This window comes from Paenibacillus amylolyticus (assembly GCF_051136285.1).
In the GTDB taxonomy this organism is placed as follows: domain Bacteria; phylum Bacillota; class Bacilli; order Paenibacillales; family Paenibacillaceae; genus Paenibacillus; species Paenibacillus amylolyticus_F.
This window is the reverse complement of the sequence record NZ_CP194938.1, coordinates 3,796,018-3,822,461: the sequence shown is the minus strand read 5'-3', so window position 1 is coordinate 3,822,461 and position 26,444 is coordinate 3,796,018. Positions and strand designations below refer to the sequence as shown.

The following is a 26,444-nucleotide window of genomic DNA, read 5'->3' as shown; positions in this document are numbered from 1 at the left end:
TTGCAACATCGACCTATGTAAACACATTGACATCAGTTTACCATATAGGCAACCAAATGTATCTGCGCCTTTGGCTCCAAGTCTTCCTGATCAGATGCAGCACGCACACCTCCGTGTACCCTGCATCCACAATAATACAAAAAGAGTGCTCAGAATTTCTGATCACTCTCTCTACTATTGCCTTTTCGCCGTATCACCTAAACTCCGCAAACCTTACTCCGGTTTATCCGTCAGCTTCACAGAGACTTTCTCCGCTTTGCCATCCCGATAGAATGAGATCTCTATTGTATCGCCGATCTTTTTCTTGTCATACAGGAATTTCCGCAGGTCCAGCGTGGAGGTGATTTTTTGCCCATCAAATTCCGTAATGACATCATTCAGCTGCATACCTGCATCGGACGCCGGGCCGGAAGCCTCCAACACAACCACACCGCTGTCCACGTGCGATGGCAGCTTGAGGTCCTTGCGCTGATCATCGTCCAGTGGAGCATACGGATTGCTCAGATCAACCGTGTACACGCCCAGATAAGGACGGGATACTTTACCGTTCAGCAACAGTGAATCCACCGTTTTTATCACTTCGTTCATCGGAATCGCGAAACTGAGGCCCTCAACGCCAGTATCCGAAATTTTCATCGTATTAATACCTACGACTTTCCCGTTCAGATCAACCAGTGCCCCGCCGCTGTTCCCTTCGTTAATCGCTGCGTCCGTCTGAATGACGTTTTGTTCCCAGTCGTACACCCCATCCTGATTAATCGATACAGGCAGAATACGATCCGTGTAACTAACGATCCCCGATGTCAGCGTACCGCCGAGCCCCAGTGGATTACCAATCGCCAGTACCGTCTGTCCGCGTTGCAACTTGCTGGAATCGCCGATCTCCGCCGCCGCTCCCAGGCCTTTATCATCGGTGGACAGAACCGCGATGTCGCTCACCCGGTCTTTGCCAACCAGTTTTGCTTTATGTGTTTCACCATCCACCGTTACGATCTCCAAATCACTGGCACCTTCCACGACGTGATGATTGGTCATAATGTAGGCTTTGCCATCTTCTTTTTTGAAAATAACCCCGGAGCCCAGCGCGGAATCTTTCATCGACAGGCTACTGCCTGTTTTATGATTCACGATGCTGACAACAGAAGGACGTACTTCTGCCGCAGCATTAATGATGCGGTCATATGGATCAACCACCTGTGCTGTCTGTGAAGTTCCACCGCCTTGACCCGCAGCATTAGCCAGAGGTAACTGCGTTGCTGGCTGGCTGATGAAGCTGAACAGTGTAACCGTCACGATGGAGCTGATTACCGAACTGATCACAGCTACCTTGACGGTAGAACTGAATCCCGAGCGTGATTTGCCCGGATTGCTCCAGCGATCACGTCCACGTCTTCCGCCTCCCGGGCGGATGATCTGAAGTTTGCCTTTCTGTTCAGGTTCGGCGCGTCTTGATACCTTGGTTGAATAAAAATCATCTCCAAACAATCCCATCGTGATCCTCTCCCCTTCGTTGTCACGCATCAAGACCCTGACTGCCGCCCAAGTGATAACATGGAAGACCGATGGTACTTCGCGTTCCCCATGCTTTTTTGCATGTTCCAAAATGGCCTTGCACATCGTCGCCTCCCGAAACCAATCGGGAACAGACGTTTATATACAACAGAATGGCACTCCATCCCGTGTGTTCTACCAATCATACTCTCGCCTTCTGCGAGATTCGAGATTCCATTTCATACGCAAAAAACAGCCAAAATCATAATACTCCTTATATACTAAACACTTTATATCCCAAAAAGTTGCATAATAACGTAAATAAACGTAAATTTTCGCCATTAATCGCTTAACAATAAAGGTTCATACTATCTATCACCACAAAATGGGCTGCGCTAAGCGCTATTCTCTCGAATTCATCCAACTTTTTTAACCCGTTTTCAATCCAAATTTCAGACAGAAACGCTATAGTTTCAGCATACACATCCTGCCTGGAGAATGTTAGCGGCAAAAAGAGGAATGTTTTTCCCCCAGCCTGACTACAATAATAGTAAAAGAACAATTCAAAGCTTCATAGAAAGAAGGAGGATTCCACAATGGAACGCACGCGAACACTCACAGCTCTGGACGAAGTGCATATGGCGGCCAAGCTGGCCGATCTCAAAGAAGAGCATTACCGTAACACACTGGCACTCAGCACCATCATCGAACTGCTTATTGATAAAGGTATCCTCACACGTGAGGAAGTGGAGCGCAAAGCCGCCGAACTGGACAGCTTTATGGCTCACCCACCCTATCCCATGGTGTAGGACGATCATAATACGTATCACAGAGCTTGAACTCATGGTCCCGATAAAAACAGCCACGGCTCTCCATCGCATCACGCACCGACATTTTAGCCAAATCCATCATATTATGATCCCGGCTGAGATGTGCCAGATACGTGCGCTTGATGCGTCCGTTCATCAGTTCACTAAGCGCCGCACCTGCTGCTTCGTTCGACAAATGCCCGATGTCGCTGAGAATCCGGCGCTTGGTGTTCCATGGATACCGCCCCATGCGCAGCAATTCGACATCATGATTCGCCTCCAGCACGAGTACATCTGAATCCGAGATCGCATCGCGAACCTTGTCACTCATATAACCGAGGTCTGTCGCAACCGACAGTTTCTCACTGCCATCGTCGAATGTATAACCTACCGGTTCAGCCGCATCATGTGAAATACCGAAGGACTCCACGCGCAGCGAGCCAAAATCATGCTTTTCACCCGTTTCAAATATCCGCCGGTTCTCCTCCGGAATCGCTCCGACCGACTTCTCCAAAGCCGCCCACGTATTCGTATTTGCATAGATTGGTAAATTATATTTCCGAGACATCGCGCCTAGTCCTTTAATATGATCCGAATGTTCATGTGTCACCAGAATGCCGTCCAGTTCCTTGCCTGAAATCTCCCGTTCCAGGAACAGTGCATCCAGCCGCTTCGCACTGAGACCCGCATCAATCATAAGTGAGGTGCCCCCATGCTGAATGACCGTGGCATTGCCTGTCGAACCGCTGGATAACACGGTAAAATATATCCCCATAACACATTACTCCCCTGGTTTATCTGACTTGGGACTGAATACATCCCCACTGATGCCCTGCACGTACAACACTTCGCCACTTTCCAGCACGAACCGCCATGCCGGCATCGCCACCTGTATATCTGAGTTGAACAACTGGCCGTAATAGCCCAGCTGAATATCTTTCACAATTGCACCGTTTGGCAAAAAGTTTTCGATCAGCGTTCCCAGCGCCTTAGACGCCGGAAGCACCTGCTGATCGCTCTCCTCGGCGGTTGTAATCCGCACGGGAGTCTGATGATAACCCGTGATTTTCTGATCGCTGTAGAACAGCGCCAAACTCACGTTAAAGAGCGGCCATTTGCCGTCCACCAGCGGGTGGAGCACAAAGGCCCCATCTTCCGCCATCAGCTGATCCAGCCGGTATGTGCTGATTTGCGGAATCTCCGCCTGCAGCGCGTCCGCGAGCTCGCTTGGCGAGAAAATCAGTTTGCTGTCCACAGGCTTCTCCAGCTCCACTTCAATCCCCGACTTGTCCTCTTCGATAAACTCATAGGACAACTTCGGCAGCTTCGGCGTCTCATTCGGAATCGGTGCCAGCACCTGAATGCCCTTCTCCTCCATCGCCTGCTGTGTATTATCCGCGAGCGAGGTGAAGTCCAGATTGGCACCAGCCGTCTCGCGTGCATCCATCCAGATCTGATAACCCAATACCAGATTCAGCAGCAGAAATGCATAGATTAATACATTTTTCGCTCGTCCCCAATCCAGAACATTCACCTCCTCGTCTGCCTAATGACCTTCGCAGCTAGCTTTTACTGCTTTTAACCTTTTTTTCTACGCCTTGTTCTATAGGTTGTCTATCTGGCTAACGATCACCAGGAACCTTATTTGCCCTATTTCGGATTCTTGAATTCTAACGATCAGGAGAAGCCTTATTTCGCGTAAGATCAGACATTTCCATCATTTTAAGCCCGTTTTCGTCAAAATAGCATTCGTGGTGATCGTTAGATTTCCAAAGCGTCATAAATCTAACATTTAACGTCCTTGATGATCGTTAGCATTCGACCAGCGGCGACAGCGCCTTCCGCTACTAACCTAAGACACCGTCGTTTCTTCACCATTACCGAAGCGGATCACCCAGACCGGGATCAGCTTCAACCCATCTTCTATCGTAGATGGACGGTATGCCGGGTACACGTCCACAACTTTGCGGTTTTCGCCAGCTACCTTCCGGATCAGATTTTTCAGCTTATCCCCGCCAGGCAGCTTGATCGACTTTTTAGCCTCCGTACCTTCGTTCAAATATTCCAAGGATCGCTCATAGCTCGACACCGTCTCCTGCTGCATCTCCATGTTGATCGTGCCGAAGTGGAATTGCATCGAATCCATGATTGGAAAACTGCCGTAATACTGCTGGAACTGCAACTGTGTTTTATTGTCAGCCGATCTCAGCATCATGCGTGAGCGCCCTTTCCAGCCGCCATGTTGATTAACAAAATCAACCGCAGACAGGGCTTCCTTGGACGCATCACTCTGCCCAGCTGGCGGTGCCGCCGGGTCTGTATAGCTAATCCAGCGCTGCTCCTGCTTCACTTGCAGACTACGTTTGCTATCCGTATATATCTCTGATCCATCCTTTTCCCGAATATTTCGGGTCATGCTTGGATCAGAGAACAGACTGCGCTGCATCTGCTCTACCGTGAACTGCCCCGTCGGCACATCCGCCTCAATCGTATCCAGTGCCTGTGCCGGAATATAATATCCGCCTTCCATCAGCGTGTACGGTGTCCAACTCGTCCCAAAATCGACATGCTGCTTCACATCCTGCACTGTCAGATCTGCCTGTGTAGCCTCATAGACTACGTCTCCCTTCGCACTGAAGAACAGGGCATGAGCCTTCGTCTCATTTGGCATCGTATATATGGCAATACGGTTGATCGTCTCTCCCTGAAAAAGAGAATCCGTCCCCAAGCGCATCACTCGTTGTAACAAAGCTACCGGCATGCCTTCTTTAAAAGACAACTCAAAGCCGGGACTTTCCTTGCGAATCTGATCCCAGTTCACCGATTGCACACTACGGCGCTGGAAATCCTCAAATGTCCGCCCCTTTAACCTGGAGTAGATCAATTGATAAAACGTGTTGCCGGGGTAAAAGACCGTATGTTTGTCCTGCCCCAGATGAATAATCATCTGATCCGGGAAAATTAACTCTTCAATATTACGCTCCTGACCCATATTCTCGGTCTTCACGTAGTTTGTCTCGGAGGTAACAACAGAATCGCCGCCTCCAGGCAAACGATAGATCAGGAAGTAACTCTGGATCAGACTGGCTGCGACCAGCGAAGCGAGCACCAGAGATTTAATCCGTTCCTTCAAGGTGCTCCCCCCCTTTATCACGCATGGGCAGTGTAAAAGTTACCGTTGTGCCAACGTCTACCTCAGATTCCAGAGAGATGCTGCCATCATGTGCCTTTACAATTTCCCGGGCAATGGACAGTCCTAGCCCTGTGCCCCCCATGCTGCGAGAGCGTGCTTTATCTACACGATAGAATCTCTCAAATATCCGATCCAGATCACGCTGCGGAATACCCATACCTGTGTCCGACACAGAGATCGCTAATGTATGCTCGTCGCTGAGACGGGCTACGATCGTAATCGTGCCGCCTTCCAGCGTATATTTCAATGCATTGGACACCACATTGTCCAGAACCTGATCAATCTGATCCCTGTCTAGTGGAACTGCAGGAATATCATTCTCCACAGACAACACAGACTGAATATCCTTCTGGTGCATCTGGAAGGAGAATCGATCCGCCACTTCCTCCAGCATCTCCAAAATATCAATAGGCTGCTTGCGCAGCAAAGCTTCCTTGGAATCTAGTCTCGACAGGTGCAACAAGTCCGTAACCAAACGGATCATGCGCTCGGTCTCATTCTGAATCACACCCACAAAACGTCCCGCAAGCTGCGGGTCTTCCAATGCCCCATCATCCAGTGCTTCCGCGTAACTTTTGATCGTGGTCAGTGGTGTACGCAGCTCATGTGATACATTCGCCACAAATTCACGCCGGGAGGCCTCAAGCTCCTCCTGCTCCGTTACATCCTGAAGCACCGCAATCGTGCCGGTGATTCCCAGTTCACGCCGATGTACCGGTGTGAACGTCATGCGAATGACTACGGGCTCCTCCTGACCTGCCGGGGCAATCTGCAGCAGCGTTGAGCCGGTAAACCCGCTCGCCAGTGCTTCCGCATCCTCCGGATCAATGCCAAGCAGGACGGCAAAATGCCTGCCTTCAATATCGGACGGACGCATACCAAGGATGCTGCTCGCACGGCGGTTAACGAGAATGACTTTACCATGCTCATCGGTAGCGACCACACCATCACTCATATTCGTCAGAATGGACGTCAGCTTCTCCTTCTCCTCTTCATTCTGAGAGAGGGCATCCCGCAGCCTGCTGGTCATATAGTTGAACGCACGACTGAGTTGACCGATCTCATCTGTACCGAATACCGGTGTCTGCTGATCGAAGTTTCCTTCCGCGACCGCTGTTGCCCGTCTGGTCACTTCCTTAATTGGCTGGGTAATCGTATGAGACAGAATGACACCCAGTACCGCGGTTAACACCAGGGCAATCAGAATACCGGAGATAAAAATCTTGTTGATGCCCTCCATTGTCGAGTAAAGCTCGTTCATCGAAGCAGCGATGTAGACCGCACCAATAATTTTGCCGCCGGATAATACCGGCTTGGCCACGACCTTTTTGCGAACATTATCCTCGTCTACGATATATTCCTCATTATCCCGAATGCCTTGCAGTGCACGGCTGACAACGGTTTGGGTATTTTTGCGCCCGATATAATCCGAATGTGAACTTAGCGAGGTCGTGAGCACCTTGCCGCTGGAATCCAGCACCTGAATCTCGGCACCGTTAATGTTGAACAGATTGTTTACCAGCACACGCAGATTCTCCGTTTTGTCCTCGCCAGCTTCCGCTTCACCAGCAGCCATCGTCTGGCCTACCAATACCGACAGCATCTCCGCCCGTGCCTGCAAATCTTCCGTAAAGTTGCTGGTCAGCGAGTTCTTCATTGCACTTACGAAATAAACGCCGATCAATTGCATCGCAATCAGGATCAGCAGTACATAAATAATAATTAATTTCGCCTGAATCGTTCGAAAGAACGAAAATTGCGAGAATCGGCCCATTATATCCCCACGCTTTTAGCACTGCGCACGAGATAACCAAGCCCCCGGCGAGTCAGAATCGTTTCCGGCTTGCTCGGATTTTCTTCAATCTTCTCCCGCAGCCTGCGGATCGTCACATCCACTGTACGCACGTCGCCAAAATATTCATATCCCCATACAGCTTGCAACAGATGCTCGCGTGTCATGACTTTGCCCGAGTGCTTGGCCATATAATAGAGTAGCTCGTATTCCCGATGAGTCAGATCCAGCGGTTCACCGCCCTTGTACGCCGTATACATGTCCATATCAAAAGCCAGATCAAACAGCCGCAGAACCTGCTTTCCTTCTTCCTCCGGTGCTTCTACAATCGCTGCTGGTTTCTGCTGTCTGCGCATCTGTGCCTTCACCCGTGCGAGCAGCTCCCTTGTACTAAACGGTTTGGTTACATAATCATCGGCACCCAGCTCCAGACCGAGTACCTTGTCGATCTCCCCGTCTTTGGCAGTCAGCATAATAATCGGGATCTCCAGATGAGCACGCACCTCGCGGCACACATCCATCCCGTCCTTGCCCGGAAGCATCAGATCCAGAAGCATCAGATCCGGTTTCTCGGATAACGCCAGCTCTACCGCACGAATACCATCAAACGCACAGATGACCTCGTAACCCTCTTTTTCCAAATTAAACTTCAAAATGTCTGCGATGGGCTGCTCGTCGTCCACCACCAAAATCTTTCCCTGCATCGGCTGAATTCACCCCTATATCCTGCTTAATTCGCCACTGGCGCTGTCTCTCTAATCTATCTGATTGTCTATCATGCATTTCCTGTTGTGTACTTCCTATTATCAACGATCTATACTCTCTAGTTTAACATACCTGGGGCACCGTCACATCCTGATCCACCTCTTGGAAGCCGTTTCCTGTAAAAATATTTCACATCAAAAAACAAGGCCAGCTTTACAGCGGGCCTTGTTCTCAATCTTAGCATCGTCACGCGACGCCTCGTGTCCTATACTTAATCTCATGCTCTACCCTTAATTCAGATAGGTCATCGGATTTTCTGCTGAACCATTTTTCAAAATCTCAAAATGCAGATGGGTTCCTGTGGAACGTCCGGTATTGCCCATCACACCAATGCTGTCGCCCTTCTCCACCACTTGGCCAACATCCACACTGATGCTGTTCAAGTGACCATAAAGCGTTTCATATCCGTTACGATGGTTAATGATGATGACATTGCCATAACCGCTCTTCTGGCCTGCAAAAGTAACTACACCTTCATCTGCAGATTTGACATCGCGATTACCGACCAGATCAACACCTTTGTGCTGGCGGCCCCAACGTTGACCGAAGCTGCTGCTCATCGTTGCATTGGATACAGGCCATGTAAATTGCCCTGTGCCTTCGCCAACCACTTTGGTTCCACTAAGTACAACCTCAGTCACCGCCGTTTTGAGGACTTCCTGACCCAGCCATTCTTCCCGAACGACTTCGCCGTTTTCTTTGGTGATGCGATACTGCATGTTTTTCAGCCCGCTTTGGCCTGGACGAACCACTTTCGTCGTACCTGCCTTCAGATCAGCGCTCTTACGTACCTCAACCTGTGGTTTAACTTCAATCTGCTCTACCACTTGCTCTACCGATTTAACCGTAATCGCTGGCTTTGGTACAGTGAGAGTCAACTCTTCTCCGATCTGGAGAGATGTCTCCTTGATGCCGGGGTTATGTTTGCGGATCTCGCTTTGCGTAATTTCATACTTGGCTGCAATCGAAGAGATCGTATCTCCTTCTCGCACCACATAAGTTACAGGCGCGTCTTTACCAACGGTTAAAGCTTTAACCGCCTCGGACACATCCCATATTTTATTTGGATCTGCCTTCACCGTATCTGTTGTTACATCTTCCTTGATGTCTACAGATTTTAGCGTTGTGCTTGGGCCTTGATCCTTTTTGGAGGAGTTAGCTGATACCGACTTGGTCTTCAGTGAGCTTCGCACAGCCGATGCCGGTATGTATTGGCTCTGTACTTGCTGCAGGATCTTGTCTGCTGTTTCCTGATCCTTCACAATTCCGACAACTTCACCGTTGACTTTAAGCTCCACGCCTTTGGCATAGGCCGTTAACATGTTTCCCAGTTTGTCCAGCGTTTCCTCGCTGTTCACTTCCGGTTTATATGCTCTTACCGTCTCGGTTGTGATACCATCTGTGTTCAGCACCATCTCCGCATCTGGATACTTAGCGCGGTATTCTTTCGTTTTTTCGGCAAACAGTTGCTGCAACTGTGCCTCGCTTGTAATCGTACCAATCTCGTTGCCTTTAACCATAACCTTATAATAAGGGACGGTGTTTGAGGCCACATACTGCTTTGCTCCGAATCCAACCGATGCTGCAATCAAAATGCCACATGCTGTGGTAATGATCCATTTACGCGATGACAGAATTCTTTTCTTATTAGAACTGAAGTTGGACATGCTCATGCTGTTTTTGTCTTCGGCCGTCCGGTGTTGTCCGGATTGTTCGTGTACCCGGCGTTGATCCGGTTGGCGTTTGCCTCTGAAACCTTTCATGATTCTCTCCTTTTCAGCATTTCTTATTCCGCATTTACTATCAGACAACACCTGTAAGTGAGTCATATGCAAGTAAGTTCAATGATATGAATTTTCGTAAAATCAGGACTTTAGCTGCGCTTTAAAAGTGTCAAAATTTTAACCTTTTAGCACACCCGTATACTTTAACACAGGTTTTACAGTCATTTCAACTCTTAACCTCACATCTCAAATCCGCGCCCCATATGGTTTCCCTCAAATATCCATCGTTCGGAGCATGTGTTCCATCCTCCATTATGCCTCAACTCCTACTGTACTATGTACTTTTTATCCCAATCTAAGACTAGGTTCTAAGACCTACTAAATTACATTATAATTTTCATGTATATACAAAAAAATCTTTCATCAGATCAACTCTGATGAAAGATTTAAATAATAGCTTTATTCGATTGATGAAGGGGGCAAGCTCATCTACCCTAACCATTCACGATTCATTTTACTTATTTCTTGACTGCGCCTATGATAAACCGCTTCTGCTGCACGTCCCAGAATCCATGTTGCTCCATCTCCAGATGGATCTGCCATAACGGGTCACGGAATCGCTCTATTGTAAAATCAGGCACCTGCCAGGGAATTGTCTTTAGATAATACACCAATGCTCCAATATCATAGAAACGCTGGACTGGTGCAGCCTCATCCTGTTCCCAGATGTGGAACCCATTTCTCCGCAATTGGTCAGCGGCAAAATCCAGCTCCCATCCAGCGTAATCCGAGGGCATCGGAATGCCTAATCGATCGTTAATCTCCCGGCAATCAGACCAGCCAACCTGCTGTGTCAGAAATACTCCACCATCTGAAAGCACACGCCATACTTCCCGTGGATCGTACGATTCATGCGAGAATCAAATCAAACTCGACAGCAGTTCACCACCGCCTGTGCCCATATCCAACATTCGCTTTGTATCCTTCATACATCTTCGTGCCAATGTGCCGTAAGACCAGGGCAGGACACCGCTCTGCAACCGCTCACTACCTGTAATATAACCGAAGTCCCAACCATGAAATGGCTGCTCTGCTTCCTGTAGCCCTTGCTCAAATCGTTCCGTAATTTCAGCAAGTTGTTCAGCTGATATCGTTAACGTTGTATTTTTATTACCCGTAGTATTCAATGTGTTCATATTCATTAGACCTCCCGTATTCTGTATTCATGCTCTGATGGGTACAGCGTACCTCTGATACAAAGAATGAACGGAGGGCTACGGCTCCGCGGCCGGGAAGCCTTGTGTGAAGAGTGCTTCTGTTGTTATATATCGTGTTCTCTGTTATTGTTCATCTTCATTGCAACTTTTCCCCCTGCATATGGATGATAGATTTACATGTGATGTCTCTAATTTCATTCAATTATATGAGAAATACTCCGGAAAGTCTAACCATCATGACGTGCTATCCCTTGTTCAGAAGCTGTCCAGCAAAGCAACTTCTGATCACCTTTATTCTGCTTGCAGCACTTGCATCAGATCATCGTATTCTTCACTGGTCAGGTACTTCGAGATGACCTGTTCAATCTCCCTCAGTTCCTGCTCTGTCAGCCCACCCTCCATCGCTCCCGAGATCTGTTGCATTTCCTTCTGAGGTAACTTGTTCATCAGCAGGGTGAAAATACGTTCTTTTTCCTTGGTTGGCAATTTGTTTTTAGCACCTGTTATATCATCTGGGGAAACGACAATCTCATCTTTTCCAGTCGAATTACTCCTGTCTGTTCCCTGACCACTTGCCGTTCCACTTCCAGTAGCTGAACCGTTACCGTTAACCGTTCCAGAACCTCCACCGGTATCTGTGCTTGCTCCCCCTGTTTCGCCATTACTAGATGTACCTGGATTCGTGTCCGTGTTTCCTTTATCCGGACTTGCCCCTTCTGAAGAGGGCTCCTTGCCTACACCCCTTCCTGCGTTTCCATCCTTCGTCCCGTTTCCCATGACCGAAATTGAATTCTCTGGGGCTTTTTGCTCTTCCGTTCCGGCTGGCTGATCTGTAGGCTTATTCCCGGGCTTCTCTCCCTCGCTGGATTGCTTGGTGCCCAAAGCCCCCTGAAACATGCCCATCAGTCCCGTAGGCTGACCTTCCCACTGTATATTAAAGCTGGCAAGCAATGACTTCGCATACGACTGCACAATTAATCCTGTCGTAAGCAATGTCAGTGAACTGACCAGCAATACGATAAGCACGATTTTGACAAACCATATCAGCAATTTCATCTCTGTTTCTCTCCCTTCCGATTATACTTCCCTTAAATCTATACAGATTTTCGGGATACCCAACTCTACTGTTAGTCAGTATTGACGGAAATCTCGGGATTATATCCGAAACAGACACAAAAAACCTCCAGCTGCCGCTATAGTAGCAACAACTGGAGGGGATTTTAACAACCCAATATCAGTTTATACGTAGATTGGCAGAACCTGATTGGTCTGCTCACGGTTACGACCTACAGAGAAAATTGCGATTGGAATGCCTGTCAGTTCAGCTACACGTTTCACATAGTTCTGTGTATTCACCGGCAGATCTTCCAGTTTCTTCGCTCCTGTAATGTCCTCGCTCCAGCCTGGCATCTCTTCGTATACCGCTTCACATTCAGCCAGCATTTTGAGGCTCGCCGGGTAGTGAGTGATTACTTCGCCGCGGAATTTATAACCTGTGCAGATTTTTACCGTATCCAGACCTGTCATAACATCCAGAGAGTTCAGGGACAGCCCTGTAATGCCACTCACACGACGAGCGTGACGAACAACAACACTGTCGAACCAGCCTACACGACGTGGACGTCCGGTTACTGTTCCGTACTCATGACCTGTCTCCCGAATCTGGTCACCAATTGCATCATACAACTCTGTCGGGAATGGGCCGTCACCTACACGAGTTGTGTATGCTTTGGCTACCCCTATCACCTGCTGAATACGTGCCGGACCAACACCGGAACCGATACATACGCCGCCTGCAGACGGGTTGGATGAAGTCACATAAGGATAAGTACCTTGGTCAAGGTCCAACATCACACCTTGTGCGCCTTCAAACAATACCTTTTTGTCCTCATCGATGGCATCATTCAGCACAACAGATGTATCACGCACATAAGGGCGAAGCACTTCTGCATAACCAAGATAATCCGAGAGAATCTCTTCTACATCAACCGGAGTACCGTTGTACACTTGCTCGATAACCCGATTTTTTTCTTTAACCAAGTGACGCAGCTTCAGTTCAAAATCTTCTGCATCCATCAAATCCACCATACGAATACCGATCCGAGCAGATTTGTCCATATAACAAGGGCCAATGCCTTTACCTGTTGTACCGATTTTGTTCGGGCCTTTGCTCTCTTCCTCCAGGGCATCCAGAACCATGTGATATGGCAGGATGATATGTGCACGCTCACTGATAAACAGGTTTTTCGTTGTAAATCCGTTATCATGAATATAATTAATTTCTTCGATAAGTGCCTTCGGGTTAATAACCATACCGTTACCAATCACACATGCTTTGTCTGTGTAAAAGATACCCGATGGAATCATCGTCAATTTATATTTTTTGTTGTCGATCAGAATCGTATGGCCTGCATTGTTACCGCCTTGGTAACGAGCGACTACATCTGCGCTTTCCGCCAAATAATCCGTGATTTTACCTTTACCTTCGTCTCCCCATTGCGTTCCCACTACAACTACCGTTGACATAGTTAACATACCTCCGTGGGTGCCTTGCGCACCTTTGTATATTGGTCTGTCCGTCCTCTATCCCGGCAGGCATGTTACGCAATAAACCGACTGAGAAGCGTGCTAACGGACAGTAATGATTTCCTCCCATTACATTCAAGGGAAGGTTTGTACTGCTTTAACGCAGCAATATTAGTGTACCAGTCCCTTTTTTCAAAGTCAAATGAAATGGCGAACAATTATATATGTCAATTGCTTAATGTTCGGAATTATGACCTTATTCCACAGTAAAAAACCGGTGATCCCAGTCTTGTTCTCCTCGACTGCAATCACCGGTACTTTTACATTGGCTAATCTTTCACGTGATAACGGGTATATATCCTAATATTCAATCATTCACGTACCCTGTTACTGATTGTCCAGGATAGCCTGTGTACCTCTGTTCAGAGTAAATCACAGTCTACCCTCTACATCGCGAAGGCGTCATTATGCGCCCTCTCATAATTGACGAATTTATTAAAGTTTTTAAGGAAAACCAGTTCCACTGTACCTACCGGACCATTACGTTGTTTGGCAATAATGATCTCGATAATATTTTTTTTCTCGGTATCCTGATTATAATAGTCATCCCGGTACAGAAACGCTACGATGTCGGCATCTTGCTCGATCGAACCCGACTCCCGCAAGTCACTCATCATCGGACGTTTATCCTGACGTTGCTCTACCCCCCGGCTCAGCTGAGACAAGGCAATAACCGGAACTTCCAGTTCCCGGCCGATCTGTTTCAATGTACGTGAAATTTCGGATACCTCTTGTTGACGGTTCTCTCCCGCTTTACCACGTCCACTGATCAATTGAAGATAGTCGATCAGGATCATGCCTAGACCCTTCTCCTTCTTCAAACGACGGCATTTGGCACGAATATCGGCTACCGTAATACCAGGTGTATCGTCAATATAGATGTTGGCTTCGTTGAGAGCAGCAATGCCCATTGTCAGCTTCTGCCAGTCTTCATCACCTTTAAATTCTCCTGTACGAAGAACTCCCGCATCCAGATTGGCTTCCGCACAAATCATCCGTTGTACGAGCTGTGCAGCAGACATCTCCAGACTGAAGATCGCTACCGTCTCTTGCGCCCGGATGCCTACGTTCTGAGCGATATTCAAGGCGAAGGCTGTCTTACCTACAGACGGACGTGCAGCTACAATAATCAAGTCACTGCGCTGGAATCCAGCCGTCATCTTGTCCAAATCGATGAAGCCGGAAGGAATCCCGGTTGTCGTTCCCCGGTTCTGATGCAATGTTTCTACCTTGTCGAAAACCTCCATCAATACATCCTGAATGGCTATAAATCCACTACTGGAGCGTCTGTTGGAAATTTCCAGAATTCGCCGTTCAGCCTCACCGAGCATACCTGCGACATCTTCGCCGCCTGTGTATCCTTCACTAACGATCTGTGTTGCTGTACGAATCAGACGACGAAGCATCGATTTCTCTTCAATAATCTGCGCATAATAATCCACGTTGGCCGCTGTAGGCACACCGTGAGCGAGCTTGGCAAGGTAGCTGACACCACCAATGTCCTCAAGTTCGCCTTTATCTTTCAAACGTGAAGTCAGCGTAACAAGGTCAATCGGTTGATTTTCCTCACCCAGCTGAATCATCGCTTCATAAATCAATTGATGGGGTTTATCGTAGAAATCCTCGGTTTGCACCCGTTCCATCGCTGTAATCAGAGCTTCGCCCTGCAACAGGATTGCACCCAGCACAGCCTGTTCGGCTTCCAGGTTCTGTGGGGGGACCCGGTCGAATAACATTTCGCCGCCCATCTTACTCCTCCGTTACCTGGACCTTCAAGGTAGCCTTCACTTCAGGGTGAACCTTGACGGTCACTTGCGTTACACCAAGCGTACGGATTGGATCATCCAGCTCGATTTTGCGCTTGTCTATTTTCAGACCCTTTTTAGCCAATGCTTCTGCAATTTGTTTGCTCGTAATCGCACCGAACAGACGACCGCCTTCGCCGGATTTTGCTTTCAATTCTGTGACTTCTGCCTCCAGCTTTTTCGCAAGTGCTTCAGCTTCGGCTTTCTCTTCCTGCTTAAGTCTATCTTCAGCCGCCTTCTGATTGTCCAATGTCTTCATGTTACCTTCCGTTGCCAGACGTACGATTCCCCGTGGCAACAGAAAATTCTGTGCGTAACCCTCAGATACTTCCTTCACTTGCCCTTTCTTGCCTTGACCCTTCATATCTTTTATAAAAATGACTTTCATTCGAATAACCCCTCTTCCTTTTCGATTTCAGCCAAGACGTTCATCAGCCGCTTCTCCGCTTCTCCCAGCGTTCCTTCAAGCTGCACAGCAGCATTTGTTAAGTGGCCGCCGCCACCTAATCGTTCCATAACCACCTGAACATTCATGCGCCCCAGTGATCTCGCACTGATGCCAATCAGTCCATCCGTACGCTCACTGATAACAAATGAGGCGACCACGTCAGTCATATTAAGCAATGTGTCCGCCACCTGGGCGATCATCATCTGTGAAATCTTGCTACCAGGGTCCGTGACCGCCAGCGCAATGTTCCCATATACCATTTTAGCATGCTTTATGATTTCTGCCTTAGCAATATATTCTGACAGATCCTCTTTCATCAGCTTCTGGACCATAATGGTATCTGCACCACTGCGACGAAGGAAGCCCGCTGCTTCAAACGTCCTGGAGCCGGTATGCAATGCAAAATGCTTCGTATCAAGCGTTATACCGGCGAGAAGTGACGTTGCTTCAAGCGGAGTGAACTGTACCTTCTCGTGGATATATTGCAGAAGCTCTGTCACAAGTTCAGCTGCTGATGAAGCGTATGGCTCCAGATAGATCAGTACTGCATCATTAATAAATTCCTCACCCCGGCGATGGTGATCCACCACGACCACACGTGTTGCAGATTGGACCAGCTTCGGTTCCATTGTCATGGAGGCCTTATGGGTATCCACAACAACCAGCAATGTATGTTCCGTCATCATCTGAGTGGCTTGCTCTGGTGAGATCAAAGCTTTCGAGAGCTTCTCGTCCTTGTTCACCTGTTCCATCAACCGTTCAATGGAGGGGTTCACTCCATCCAGCACAATACGAGCCTCAACATTGTACAAACTTGCGGCCTTCCACACCCCAATGGATGCTCCGATAGCATCCATATCCGGCATTTTGTGCCCCATGATGAGAACCCGATCACTTTCCTGCATCAGGTCACGTAATGCATGAGCAATAACCCGCGCTCTGACACGTGTACGTTTCTCCACCGCATTGGACTTTCCACCGTAAAATGACAAGCGTTGGCCCGATTTCACAGCAGCCTGATCGCCACCTCGTCCAAGTGCCATATCCAAACTTGATTGTGCCAGCTCTCCCATCTCGCTGATGCTGTCTGAACCAGATGCAAGTCCAACACTCAGTGTCATCGGCACTTTCAGATCGGCTGTCATCTCACGGACTTCATCCAGAATGACAAACCGACTCTGTTCAAGTTCCTGCATGGACTTGTGATTGAGCATCATCAAGTAGCGATCGGATGACAGACGGCGTAGATACACTTCATACTGCTTTGCCCAAGCTGTAATCTCACTGGTGACTCGTGCGATCAGTGCTGTACGTTGTTGGTCATCCATGCCTTGTGCAGCCTCGTCGAGATTATCCAGAACAAGAATGCCTAATGCAATGCGTTCATTCTCGTATTTATCCCGAAGAATAGCCAGCTCGGTGATCTCGTACACATACACGTACCGCTCCTGCGGATTATGAATTACACCGTAATAACGATCATCCAGCTGGAATTCATCATGAAATTCTTTGGATGAAGGTTCTTTCGAACCTTCCTTATCTTTCTTTTCTTTCGGTTGGGGGAGATTGGGGAATAGATTAAGCAGTGAACTGCCCACCAATGTCTTCTCATGAAACATATCCGCAACGAAGCGATTATGCCATTCTACCGTACGATCCTCGCTGTACAGCACAATTCCGAACGGAAGCATGCTGACCGCCTCACCCTCCATTCGTTTGATGCGAATGGTAAGGCCGTTAATATAGTCGTTAAGCTCTCGGCGGAACGCGAGCTCTGCCTTGATCATGACGATTCCCAGCGCCGAAGCCAGTATCAGACTAATCAAACCAAGCGTCCAGTTATAGATGGTAACCAACATCACTAGCAGCAACAGTAGTATGAACGCCCATACGGTATAATAGCCGTGCCAGCGTTTCTTTAGAAATTTAGGCATGACTCATCACCCTATCGTTTTGATTTCGATATTGCCTCACGGAGCGGGAACGCCAGATCAATAATTCCGACAATGCGGAGCGGACCAATGAAGAATACTGCCGCTCCCAATAAAAATGGAATAACCGGGTTCCATCTTCTTGCATGCGAGAGGAAAAAGAAGAAACCGATGGCTTGAATCATGAAGCCAAGATTAATTAATGGCGACAAGTTCATAGCAATCATTTTCCAATATGATCCATCATTTTGTCTGGAAACCACTTCAATAATCAATGCGAGGAAGTAATACCAGATCAATGCACGCGGCATACGCCATTCTCTTGCGGGTGGAAGCTTGGACACGTTCATACCCATAACACTCAGAATAGGACGAGCAATAATATGTGTAATGAAAGCCATAACCATCGACGTAACGACCAGCGCAAATGGAATCATTAACTGAGTTTGTTTAGCGATATCTTCTGTCATCTCAGGCGTCCATACAAAACCATTAATCATCTGACTTGATGAATTAGTGAGCGGTTCAATGGTCAGTTGCACCACATCTTTGATATAACTGGACAGGTCGAACTGGAAAATCAGGCTGCCCACCAGCAGTAGCAACAGATACTCCGCCAGCATCGTTCCGGCTCCTGTCATTAAAGCAAACAACGCCGATTTTTGATTCTTATACGCGTGACCCATAGCAATGGCCGGCAGTATTAAGATCAACATAAATAACAGATAAATCGGGTGAACCATAACCAAAATAATAGCAACAGGCACAAGATGCAAAACAAATGATTTTACAGGTAATGACGCATACAAAATAACTCCCGGAATCATCATAAAAAATATGGAGAGTACCGATAAAGGAGTTAGCAACGAGAGCAGCAAAAGTAAAAGTACTGCACTCCAGACAGCTGATTTAAAGCTAAATTTCAACAAATTCACCTCTTACGCATATGATCTTCAAGCGCGGAAATATCCTGGTACCAGTCTTCCAGCTGGTGACCTTCCTGTTTATGCTTTTTCAACTTCTCAACAAGCAGTGCATCCAGATCCTTAAACGGAATACCGAGCCGCCGGCCCAATATGTAACTGCTCATCATCAAACTGGCAAGACTATCTCCGATTCGAATCGTGCTGCCTTCCCATAATGCTTTGAATAATCGGGATACCTGATCAAGTACTTCGGTTTTCAGCCATTCAATCACTTTAGCCCGCTTGGCTACATCCAGTTCTTTAGGCATTTGGCGAAAGTCACTCTCCCCCGAAAAAGCTTTATTCTCCATTATAGCATAAAAAGGGGGCAGGCAAAATTACCCCCAAAAGCGGAGAAATTCTCCGAAACTCCATGTCAGGTACGATGCCGAGCCCCGTACGTCTTATTCATATATATTAGTAATAATCGCTGTGATTATCCCTGCCAGCCCATCATTTTGAAAAGAATTTAACTTATTTGGCCTTTATGGATTCCTTGGCAACAATACCTTCACAGTATTCGATGATCTGGCTGCGTCTCACAATGCCGATAAAACGTTCCATATCATCCACCACCGGCACAAAATTCTGTACCTTGGCGAGATTAATTAAATCCTCCATATTGGCATTGATGGATACCGGCTTGATATCAAGCCTTAACGGGACATCCTTAAGCAGAAACTTTGAAGCGTTTTCAAATGATATCTTTCCCTCCGCATTTTTCATATACCACAACAGATCACCTTCTGTAACCGTACCAATATATTTACCTTCCTTATTCAAAATAGGCACTGCTGTAAACCGATGATACTCCATCCGTTCCAGCGTTTGCCGCAGCGTAGAGTCCGACGTCACACATGTAACCTCTTGTTTGGGCAGCAAAAAAAATGCGATGTTCATACCCTTGTGTATCCTCCTTGTGTATTTCTCGTTCAACAGGTTCACTCAACTTATATTATACGTTATAGAACGAAGGATGTTCCAAAAGGATGAAGATCTTACACATTTAAGCCCCTCGACAAAGAAAAAATCAGCAGCCCGCTTATAAACGTACTGCTGATCGTTGTGTAAGATACCCATCTGTATGGAGTTGACTATTCCATCTTCTGCCGGTCAGGAATCATGACTTCACCGGCTGGGGTCGATTGATCCATCCAGTTTTTAATCAGCTCTTTGGCATATTGAACATCTTTCTTATCTGCACGGCCATAATAAACACCGTTTTTACGCATGCCTTCACTCAAAATCGTGAAGCTGGAAACCTGTGGTTTCTCCTGTGTCAGCACCTGTTTCGCCAGATCGATAATAAAAGTGGCCTGCATATCGGTCTGAAAATTGTCACCCATGATCTGGAACAGCTCCGGGATCTTCGAGATCTGATTCAGGTTCAACATTTTGTTTGCAAAAGCGTTCAGGAAAATTTGCTGCCGATTCGTGCGGTTAAAGTCACTATCTTCCCGGTATCTCACGTAATAAAGTGCTTCCTGTCCGTCATAGATCGGTTTGCCGCCCTTAATCGTGAACTGCTCATGATTTGGATCCTTGTTCACAATATCCTTATCGATTGGCAATGATATGCCCCCGAGCGCATCAACCACTTTTTTGATCCCCTGGAAGTTAATCGTTGCATAATACCCTACGTCGGCATCAAGAAATTTTTCCACCGTTTTGATGGACATATTCTCCCCACCGAAGGCATAGGCATGCGCAATTTTGTCATAATCATCTGTCCCATCCTTGTCCGCATCTTTTCCTACGATCTGCACATATGTGTCACGCGGGATGGATACGAGCAAAACTCGTGACTCCTTCGGGCGGACAACAGCGTAGATAACCGCATCAGAACGTCCACGGGACTTCTCGTAGTCTCGTTTATCCGAGCCCAGGAGCAATACAGAAAACGGCTCTTTACGATATACCGTCGGATCAGGCGTGTTATTGCCTTCCTGCGGCACGTAAGAATGTGTAAGCTGCGCTTCTACCTTATCAGCCAGAAACAGGTCAAATGCGGCCACGGCTAACTTCTGGCGAAAAACATAACCGCCAATGATCAAAACGACAAGAGATATAAGGGTTATATATAGGCCTTTGCGACTTTTCTTCTTCTTTTCTTTAGTTCTGCTTTTCATCCATCGATTCCTTCTTCACTATCAAAATTGAAATTCATTACTACCCATTAAACGCTCATAACGTCTGATGACACGCAGTTCTCCGAACTTTTCTTTCTCTGGAGGCGGAGAACCGCCGATGCTCGTTCTATTGTAATCATTCCTGCATCATGAAAAGTTACAATCGGGTTAAATTGAAAAGAACAGCGACCCCTTTTTCGGTTACAAAAGGTTCACTGTTCTTCTCTATCTTTTCGCATTGCTTCCTACATTATATCGACCCCAGTGACCCATCAGACTTCTGCTGCTGCTTCTCTTTCTGACGAAGACGTCCGGTAACAAGAGCAACCAATAAGGTTAACACGCTGAAAATAACTGCTGACCAGAAAAGCCCGTTGTAACCTTGGCCTGTCGTTTGATGTACGGCCCCGAGCAGTGCTTCCCGTATGTTTGCATCTGGAATCTTCGACAACCCCGCCAACAGACTGGAGACATCATTTCCCGATGCTCCACCAGAAGCATATCGCTCCAGCACCGCTGGCGGCACTTCAATACCCCGATCTGCCAGACCTGACTGGATATTCGAACCGAGGTTAGTGAACGAACGTGCCAGAAATCCGGCAAAGATCGTCGGTGCAATCGCCATCGCCATCTGGCGGAATAAGGAACTGGTTGCTACCGCAATACCTTTATTGTGCTCACCTGCCTGTTCAGTTACCAGAACATTGACGGGTGCACCCAGCATCATGCCAAAACCAATGCCCACAAGAGTACTTGCAATGACAAACTGCCAGATATGCTCTACCCACAGTGGGAATAACAGGAAGCCAATGGCAGAGAGCAAACCCGCCACGGATAACGTCCAGATCGGCCCTTTGCGGTCAACGAGGTATCCTCCTCCACCTGCTCCAATGCCTGAGGCCAGAGCAAGCGGGGTAAACCAATACCCGGAAGCTGTGCTTGATACACCTAGATATTGCTCTACAAAACCTGGAATGAATATGACAGAGGCCAGAATGGCTCCAGAAAAAAAGGCAATGAGCAGTGTCCAGCGGAAAGACGCAATGCCCAGCAGCTTAGTAGAAACGACTGGTTCACGGTCGGATCCTTCTAACCTTTTCTCCATAAAATAAAAGATCACCAGCACAGCTATACCCACCAAAAAGAAGCTATAAAACATCGGTGAAGCCAGGCTTTGAAGCATATTCACACCGTCCAGATTACTGAAACTGTACATCAGACTCAGTACACCCACTGTTAAGACCGCTATGCCGCTCCAATCAACGGCTGCCCGGCTAAGCTCCTGTTCTTCATGGATATAACGGATTCCTGCAATAAACAGCAGTATCGCAATCGGTACGTTGATAAGAAACAGCCAGTGCCAGTTCCCGGTAACATCCAGGATAAACGCGCCAATGTTGGGCCCGAGGATAGCCGCAATGCCGTTCATACCTCCCAGAAGACCAAGAGCTGTACCCTGACGCTGAGCAGGGAATTTGGTGAGCACATAAGAGCTTGCAATGATAAATATTCCGCCACCGCCGAGAGCCTGAATGACCCGGGCAATCAGGAAAAACGTAAATGAAGTGCTTAATGCTACAAGAAGCGATCCGATCCCGAATAAAGCAACTTCAATTAGAAACAGTTTCTTGCGTCCAAACCGGTCCGAAAGCTTGCCCGCAATCGGTACGCTGATTGCAAGTCCTAGTGTATACAATGTAATAGTCCAAGCACCCCACGTTGGCGATACACCAAACGATGCATTTAACGTGGTCAGTGATGATGTAATAATACCGTTATCCAATGCAGCCATAAATACACCCACGGCGAAGAGAATCAATGGCCATTTCATTTCTTTTTGCATTCCAAATCCCTCCCTGATCTGTTCGTTATTACGCCCTCGTACCACCTACAATGATATCTATATAAACCTGAATGAATAATAATGACTCACTGGTCATTTTAAAATATAGCGTGGCTATATGTCAATTGATGAATATACATAGGCGTTGAAATGTGATATTTGCTGTCCATTTCAAATATGCATTTCTCTTTCTGCTGATCCGAAAAAAAGAGGTTGTCCTCTAATCCTTATGGGAATCAGAGAACAACCTCGGCTATTGTTACTGCATCAAATGACGATTTAGGAACTTCTCCATGGCGCGGTAGAGATCCAGTCGGTTCTCCACATTGGCGAAGCCATGACCTTCATTCATTTTCAACATATAAGGTACATCTACTCCACGTTTGCGCAGCGCTTCAACAATCTGATCCGATTCTGCCTGTTTGACACGCGGATCATTGGCGCCCTGAACAACCAATAACGGTGCTTTCATCTGATCGACATGGAAGAGCGGTGAGATTGCGGTTAACAGCTCTTTATCCTTCACAGGATCACCTACACGCTCATAGAACAGGTTACGACCCGATTCCCAATAAGGCGGCAGCGAGTCAAGCAGTGTGAAGATGTTAGATGGGCCTACATAGCTGATCCCGGCAGCATATACGTCAGGGGTGAAGGCCAGGCCAGCCAGAGCTGCATAACCTCCGTACGAACCCCCATAGATCGCTACCCGCTTCGGATCAACCGTACCTTCTTTCACCAGCCAGTTTACACCATCAGTGAGATCATCCTGCATCGCTTTACCCCATTGTTTGTTGCCTGCCTCCAGAAACTTCTTACCGTAACCTGTTGATCCGCGGAAGTTCACCTGTAGGACTGCATATCCGCGGCTTGCCAGAAACTGAACATCCGGACTATATCCCCACGAATCCCGCGCCCATGGTCCACCATGGGGAAGAACAACCAGTGGAAGTTCAGACGCTTTAGCGCCCTGTGGTAACGTCAGATATCCATGTATGTCCAGACCATCACGGGACTTGAATGTAATTGGTTTCATCTCTGCCATTTTGGTCTCATCAATCCAGGGAGCCGTATCCGCCAGTTTATCGAGCTTTCCTGTTTTGGAATCATAGAAATAATACGTACCCATCGCTTTGTCACTGTAGGATATAAAGAGTACTTGCCCATCATCACTTGTACTTATAATGCTAACCTCTTTGCCAGGCACTTTGGCTTTGATATCCTGCATTAATGACTTGAACTTGTTGTCAAAATACTCATAGTTCACCTTGTCTGTCTCGTAGACTGCTGCAAGAATCTTTCCTTTTTCTTTGGAAGGAATCACATTGCTGACATCCACATCTTTGTTTTCAAAAAGCGTTTTGGTTACCTTCTTGGTTGCTGGGCTGTACTCCACAATACTCATCTTGTCTTGCTCCAGATTGGACACGGCATACAGGTTTTTGTTGTCGCTTGTGAACATGACGGGAACAAAAGTATCTCCCAGATCCGTTATGATTAGTGGCTGGAACGGCTGATTCTCGGCCTCACGGTACATCAAGGAAGATACATTGCCATCACTGGATATGGCTACACGGATCTTTCCTTCATGGTCTGTCATCCAACCTGTAATATTGCCCGGATTCTCGGCAGCAAGCACCGCTTCACCTGTTTTAATATTGATACGGTATACGTCAAAAATTTTCGGGTCACGTTTATTCATGCTCACCAAAATCTCATCTGGAATATTCTCCAAAGAATCGACAAGCATAGCTCTGGTGTTTGGATAAGGCGTTAGATCTTTGCTATTTTTACCATCAATATCTGTAATATACAGGTGATAGTTTTCATCTCCGGCCGCATCTTTGAAATACAGAAGCTTGTCGTTGGTTGCCCATGCAAACCCCGCAATACTCCGATCCGTTTCACTTGTAATACGTACAGGCTTATCTTGACCATTTGCCGTAACCACGATGTTCATCCGATCGTTCCACGGCTCCATGTAAGCCAGATGTTTGCCATCAGGGGACATTTGGAAACCTGCCTGAGCAGGCTGTTTGAAGAAGTCCTCAAGCGGCGTGATCCCTGCTTTCTTCACATCAAGCCCCAGCGCAAGATACAGGGCACTCGCAAACTCACCATGCGTTACTGCTTGTTTCGCATGAAAAGCGCTACCTTCGATAATGAAATGTTGTTTAACGCGAACAGCATCATTCGCATGTACAGCCGGGATTTGGTCAGCATCACTGTAAACCACCTGGATTCCGTTATCCTTTAATTTGAATGCTCGTGTTAACAGAGAGGCCATCTGAGCGCGTGTGAGTGGTGAATCCGGGGCATAACCTTTGGCTTTACCTTGAATGAGTCCGCCTTGCTTCAACGCGTAGATGGCTGGCGCAGCTGTATCATCCGGCGAAACGTCTGCAAAACCTGTAAGGGTTGCCGGAGCATCCAGTTCAAGCACACGCTGCAAAATAATTGCAGCCTCTGCACGCGTAATAGGTGTTGCTGCTTCTTTCATTCCATCCCTAGTACCGTCTATGTATCCCAGTTGTTGCAGGGTCTGTGTTGCCTTGGAAACGATCGATTCCGAGACAGCCGATGTTGGTTTGAGTGCTTCGGCCGCCTGCACGGCAGGCTGAATCAAAGCGATGGACATCGCCATGGACAGCGTGAGTGCATATACTTTTTTACTGATCGAGTTCAAATGTTCTCCCCCTTAAAAGTGAATTGCAGAGTAGTATGGAACTATCTGTATCCCACTTTACTACGTTTATCCATTTATTAACAGAGGTAACCTTCCTTGACAATAATATACTTAGTTTACTTTAGTGCTGGAAAATCCGTAATTCAACAACTTACGTGTTTCAATGAATCGGCCTTCCCGTGTATCCGTGCCAAAAACAACCGAAATTAGCCGCTTTCCATCACGTTCAGCTGTTCCAACAAAATGATAGCCACTATGCTCATCATATCCAGTCTTTAACCCGTCATTACCCTGATATGCATAAGTTCCGCCAATTGAAGATAACATCCAGTTTGTATTGCTCATATAGATGCCTTTCTGATGCAAGGAAACTTGCATTTGATTGGAGACTTTAAGGATCTCCGGGTGATGATTAAGCAAATATCGAGCAAGCTTGCAAGCATCCATTGCCGTCATTAACGTCTGTCCCTGGATATCCTGCGGACGGTGTGAGCCAAGCATACTCTCACTTAGACCTGTAGAGTTAGTAAAGTAAGTGTCCCCTGACAAACCAATCTCAGCAGCCTTCTGATTCATCCGTTGTACAAATTGATGCTCTGAACCGCTGATGTGCTCCGCCAAAGCAATTGTAGCATCATTAGCGGAGTAAACTGCCACGACTTGGAATAGCTCCTGAACTGTGAATCGATCCCCCTGTTTCAGTGCAAGTTGATTCCCGCCAACAGAGCTGGCATATCGGCTTACATTAACCGGATCATCCCAACGAATATCACCTTTCGTCACGGCTTCCATCACAAGCAGTTCGGTCATCAATTTGCTGACACCTGCAGGAGCAATTTCTTCAGAGCCGTTATAATCCATCAGTACCTGTTCTGAGTTCATGTCCATCAATACGGCTGATTCCGCTTTGATCCCTGGTTTGCCAACCAGCATGTCCGGTTTTACTCCTAAGTATATAATTATTAGTAAAGTGAACAGCATTCCTGCCCGTTTCCACCATATTTTCATCGAATCATCACCTCTTACCTATATAGACGTAGCAAAGAGGTATTTTGTCTGC

20 protein-coding genes and 1 pseudogene are annotated in these 26,444 nt (G+C 47.3%); 1 reads left to right on the top strand and 20 read right to left on the bottom strand.

The window, feature by feature from the left end; genetic code table 11:
- Nucleotides 1-213: 213 nt before the first annotated feature.
- A complete protein-coding gene (locus ACR8BL_RS16890; protein ID WP_434753151.1) occupies nucleotides 214-1,491 on the bottom strand; it encodes a S1C family serine protease in 1,278 nt (425 codons plus the stop codon).
- 596 nt (nucleotides 1,492-2,087) lie between these two features.
- On the opposite strand from ACR8BL_RS16890, the gene ACR8BL_RS16885 reads away from it, so the two are divergent.
- Entirely contained in the window at nucleotides 2,088-2,300 is a 213-nt protein-coding gene (locus tag ACR8BL_RS16885) for a hypothetical protein (protein WP_434748679.1), read from the top strand.
- Here ACR8BL_RS16885 and ACR8BL_RS16880 read toward each other — a convergent pair.
- The 19 genes and pseudogenes from ACR8BL_RS16880 to ACR8BL_RS16790 all read right to left on the bottom strand — a co-directional run bounded on the left by ACR8BL_RS16880 (nucleotide 2,269) and on the right by ACR8BL_RS16790 (nucleotide 26,392).
- Nucleotides 2,269-3,075, bottom strand: coding sequence for an MBL fold metallo-hydrolase (locus tag ACR8BL_RS16880; RefSeq protein ID WP_434748678.1), 807 nt, complete (start codon nucleotides 3,073-3,075; stop codon nucleotides 2,269-2,271). The genes ACR8BL_RS16885 and ACR8BL_RS16880 overlap by 32 nt on opposite strands.
- Nucleotides 3,076-3,081: 6 nt before the next feature.
- A complete protein-coding gene (gene yycI / locus ACR8BL_RS16875; protein WP_434753150.1) occupies nucleotides 3,082-3,825 on the bottom strand; it encodes a two-component system regulatory protein YycI in 744 nt (247 codons plus the stop codon).
- 327 nt (nucleotides 3,826-4,152) lie between these two features.
- Nucleotides 4,153-5,433 (bottom strand): YycH family regulatory protein, encoded by a 1,281-nt coding sequence (locus ACR8BL_RS16870; protein WP_434758257.1) that lies wholly within the window; start codon nucleotides 5,431-5,433, stop codon nucleotides 4,153-4,155.
- Entirely contained in the window at nucleotides 5,417-7,267 is a 1,851-nt protein-coding gene (gene walK / locus ACR8BL_RS16865) for a cell wall metabolism sensor histidine kinase WalK (protein ID WP_434758256.1), read from the bottom strand. Before walK ends, ACR8BL_RS16870 begins: the two co-directional genes overlap by 17 nt.
- The gene (gene yycF, locus ACR8BL_RS16860) at nucleotides 7,267-7,989 is read right to left on the bottom strand and encodes a response regulator YycF (RefSeq protein ID WP_434748677.1); all 723 of its coding nucleotides are present in this window, start codon (nucleotides 7,987-7,989) and stop codon (nucleotides 7,267-7,269) included. The genes walK and yycF overlap by 1 nt, the downstream gene beginning before the upstream one ends.
- A 291-nt stretch (nucleotides 7,990-8,280) precedes the next feature.
- Entirely contained in the window at nucleotides 8,281-9,813 is a 1,533-nt protein-coding gene (locus ACR8BL_RS16855; protein WP_434748676.1) for a peptidoglycan DD-metalloendopeptidase family protein, read from the bottom strand.
- Between the two features lie 479 nt (nucleotides 9,814-10,292).
- A pseudogene (locus tag ACR8BL_RS16850) lies at nucleotides 10,293-10,901 on the bottom strand (SAM-dependent methyltransferase).
- A gap of 381 nt (nucleotides 10,902-11,282) precedes the next feature.
- Nucleotides 11,283-12,047, bottom strand: coding sequence for a hypothetical protein (locus ACR8BL_RS16845; RefSeq protein WP_434748675.1), 765 nt, complete (start codon nucleotides 12,045-12,047; stop codon nucleotides 11,283-11,285).
- Between the two features lie 183 nt (nucleotides 12,048-12,230).
- Nucleotides 12,231-13,517 carry an adenylosuccinate synthase gene (locus tag ACR8BL_RS16840; protein WP_434748674.1) on the bottom strand — a complete coding sequence of 429 codons (1,287 nt, stop codon included), beginning with the start codon at nucleotides 13,515-13,517 and terminating at the stop codon, nucleotides 12,231-12,233.
- Nucleotides 13,518-13,963: 446 nt separating this feature from the next.
- Nucleotides 13,964-15,325: a replicative DNA helicase gene (dnaB, locus tag ACR8BL_RS16835; RefSeq protein ID WP_434748673.1), complete on the bottom strand. Its 1,362-nt coding sequence runs from the start codon at nucleotides 15,323-15,325 to the stop codon at nucleotides 13,964-13,966.
- Between the two features lies 1 nt (nucleotide 15,326).
- The gene (rplI, locus tag ACR8BL_RS16830; RefSeq protein WP_434748672.1) at nucleotides 15,327-15,770 is read right to left on the bottom strand and encodes a 50S ribosomal protein L9; all 444 of its coding nucleotides are present in this window, start codon (nucleotides 15,768-15,770) and stop codon (nucleotides 15,327-15,329) included.
- Nucleotides 15,767-17,764, bottom strand: coding sequence for a DHH family phosphoesterase (locus ACR8BL_RS16825; RefSeq protein WP_434748671.1), 1,998 nt, complete (start codon nucleotides 17,762-17,764; stop codon nucleotides 15,767-15,769). Before ACR8BL_RS16825 ends, rplI begins: the two co-directional genes overlap by 4 nt.
- 11 nt (nucleotides 17,765-17,775) lie before the next feature.
- Nucleotides 17,776-18,696 carry a DUF2232 domain-containing protein gene (locus ACR8BL_RS16820; protein ID WP_434748670.1) on the bottom strand — a complete coding sequence of 307 codons (921 nt, stop codon included), beginning with the start codon at nucleotides 18,694-18,696 and terminating at the stop codon, nucleotides 17,776-17,778.
- Nucleotides 18,693-18,995, bottom strand: a complete 303-nt coding sequence (locus tag ACR8BL_RS16815) for a MazG-like family protein (RefSeq protein WP_090923575.1) — start codon at nucleotides 18,993-18,995, stop codon at nucleotides 18,693-18,695. The genes ACR8BL_RS16820 and ACR8BL_RS16815 overlap by 4 nt, the downstream gene beginning before the upstream one ends.
- Before the next feature lie 205 nt (nucleotides 18,996-19,200).
- Entirely contained in the window at nucleotides 19,201-19,626 is a 426-nt protein-coding gene (locus ACR8BL_RS16810) for a CBS domain-containing protein (protein WP_434748669.1), read from the bottom strand.
- Between the two features lie 194 nt (nucleotides 19,627-19,820).
- The gene (locus ACR8BL_RS16805; protein ID WP_434748668.1) at nucleotides 19,821-20,855 is read right to left on the bottom strand and encodes an LCP family protein; all 1,035 of its coding nucleotides are present in this window, start codon (nucleotides 20,853-20,855) and stop codon (nucleotides 19,821-19,823) included.
- Nucleotides 20,856-21,105: 250 nt separating this feature from the next.
- A complete protein-coding gene (locus ACR8BL_RS16800; RefSeq protein WP_434748667.1) occupies nucleotides 21,106-22,698 on the bottom strand; it encodes an MFS transporter in 1,593 nt (530 codons plus the stop codon).
- Nucleotides 22,699-22,957: 259 nt separating this feature from the next.
- On the bottom strand, nucleotides 22,958-25,384 hold the full coding sequence (locus tag ACR8BL_RS16795) for a S9 family peptidase (protein ID WP_434748666.1): 2,427 nt from the start codon (nucleotides 25,382-25,384) through the stop codon (nucleotides 22,958-22,960).
- Nucleotides 25,385-25,495: 111 nt separating this feature from the next.
- A complete protein-coding gene (locus tag ACR8BL_RS16790; protein WP_434748665.1) occupies nucleotides 25,496-26,392 on the bottom strand; it encodes a D-alanyl-D-alanine carboxypeptidase family protein in 897 nt (298 codons plus the stop codon).
- Between the last annotated feature and the right edge of the window lie 52 nt (nucleotides 26,393-26,444).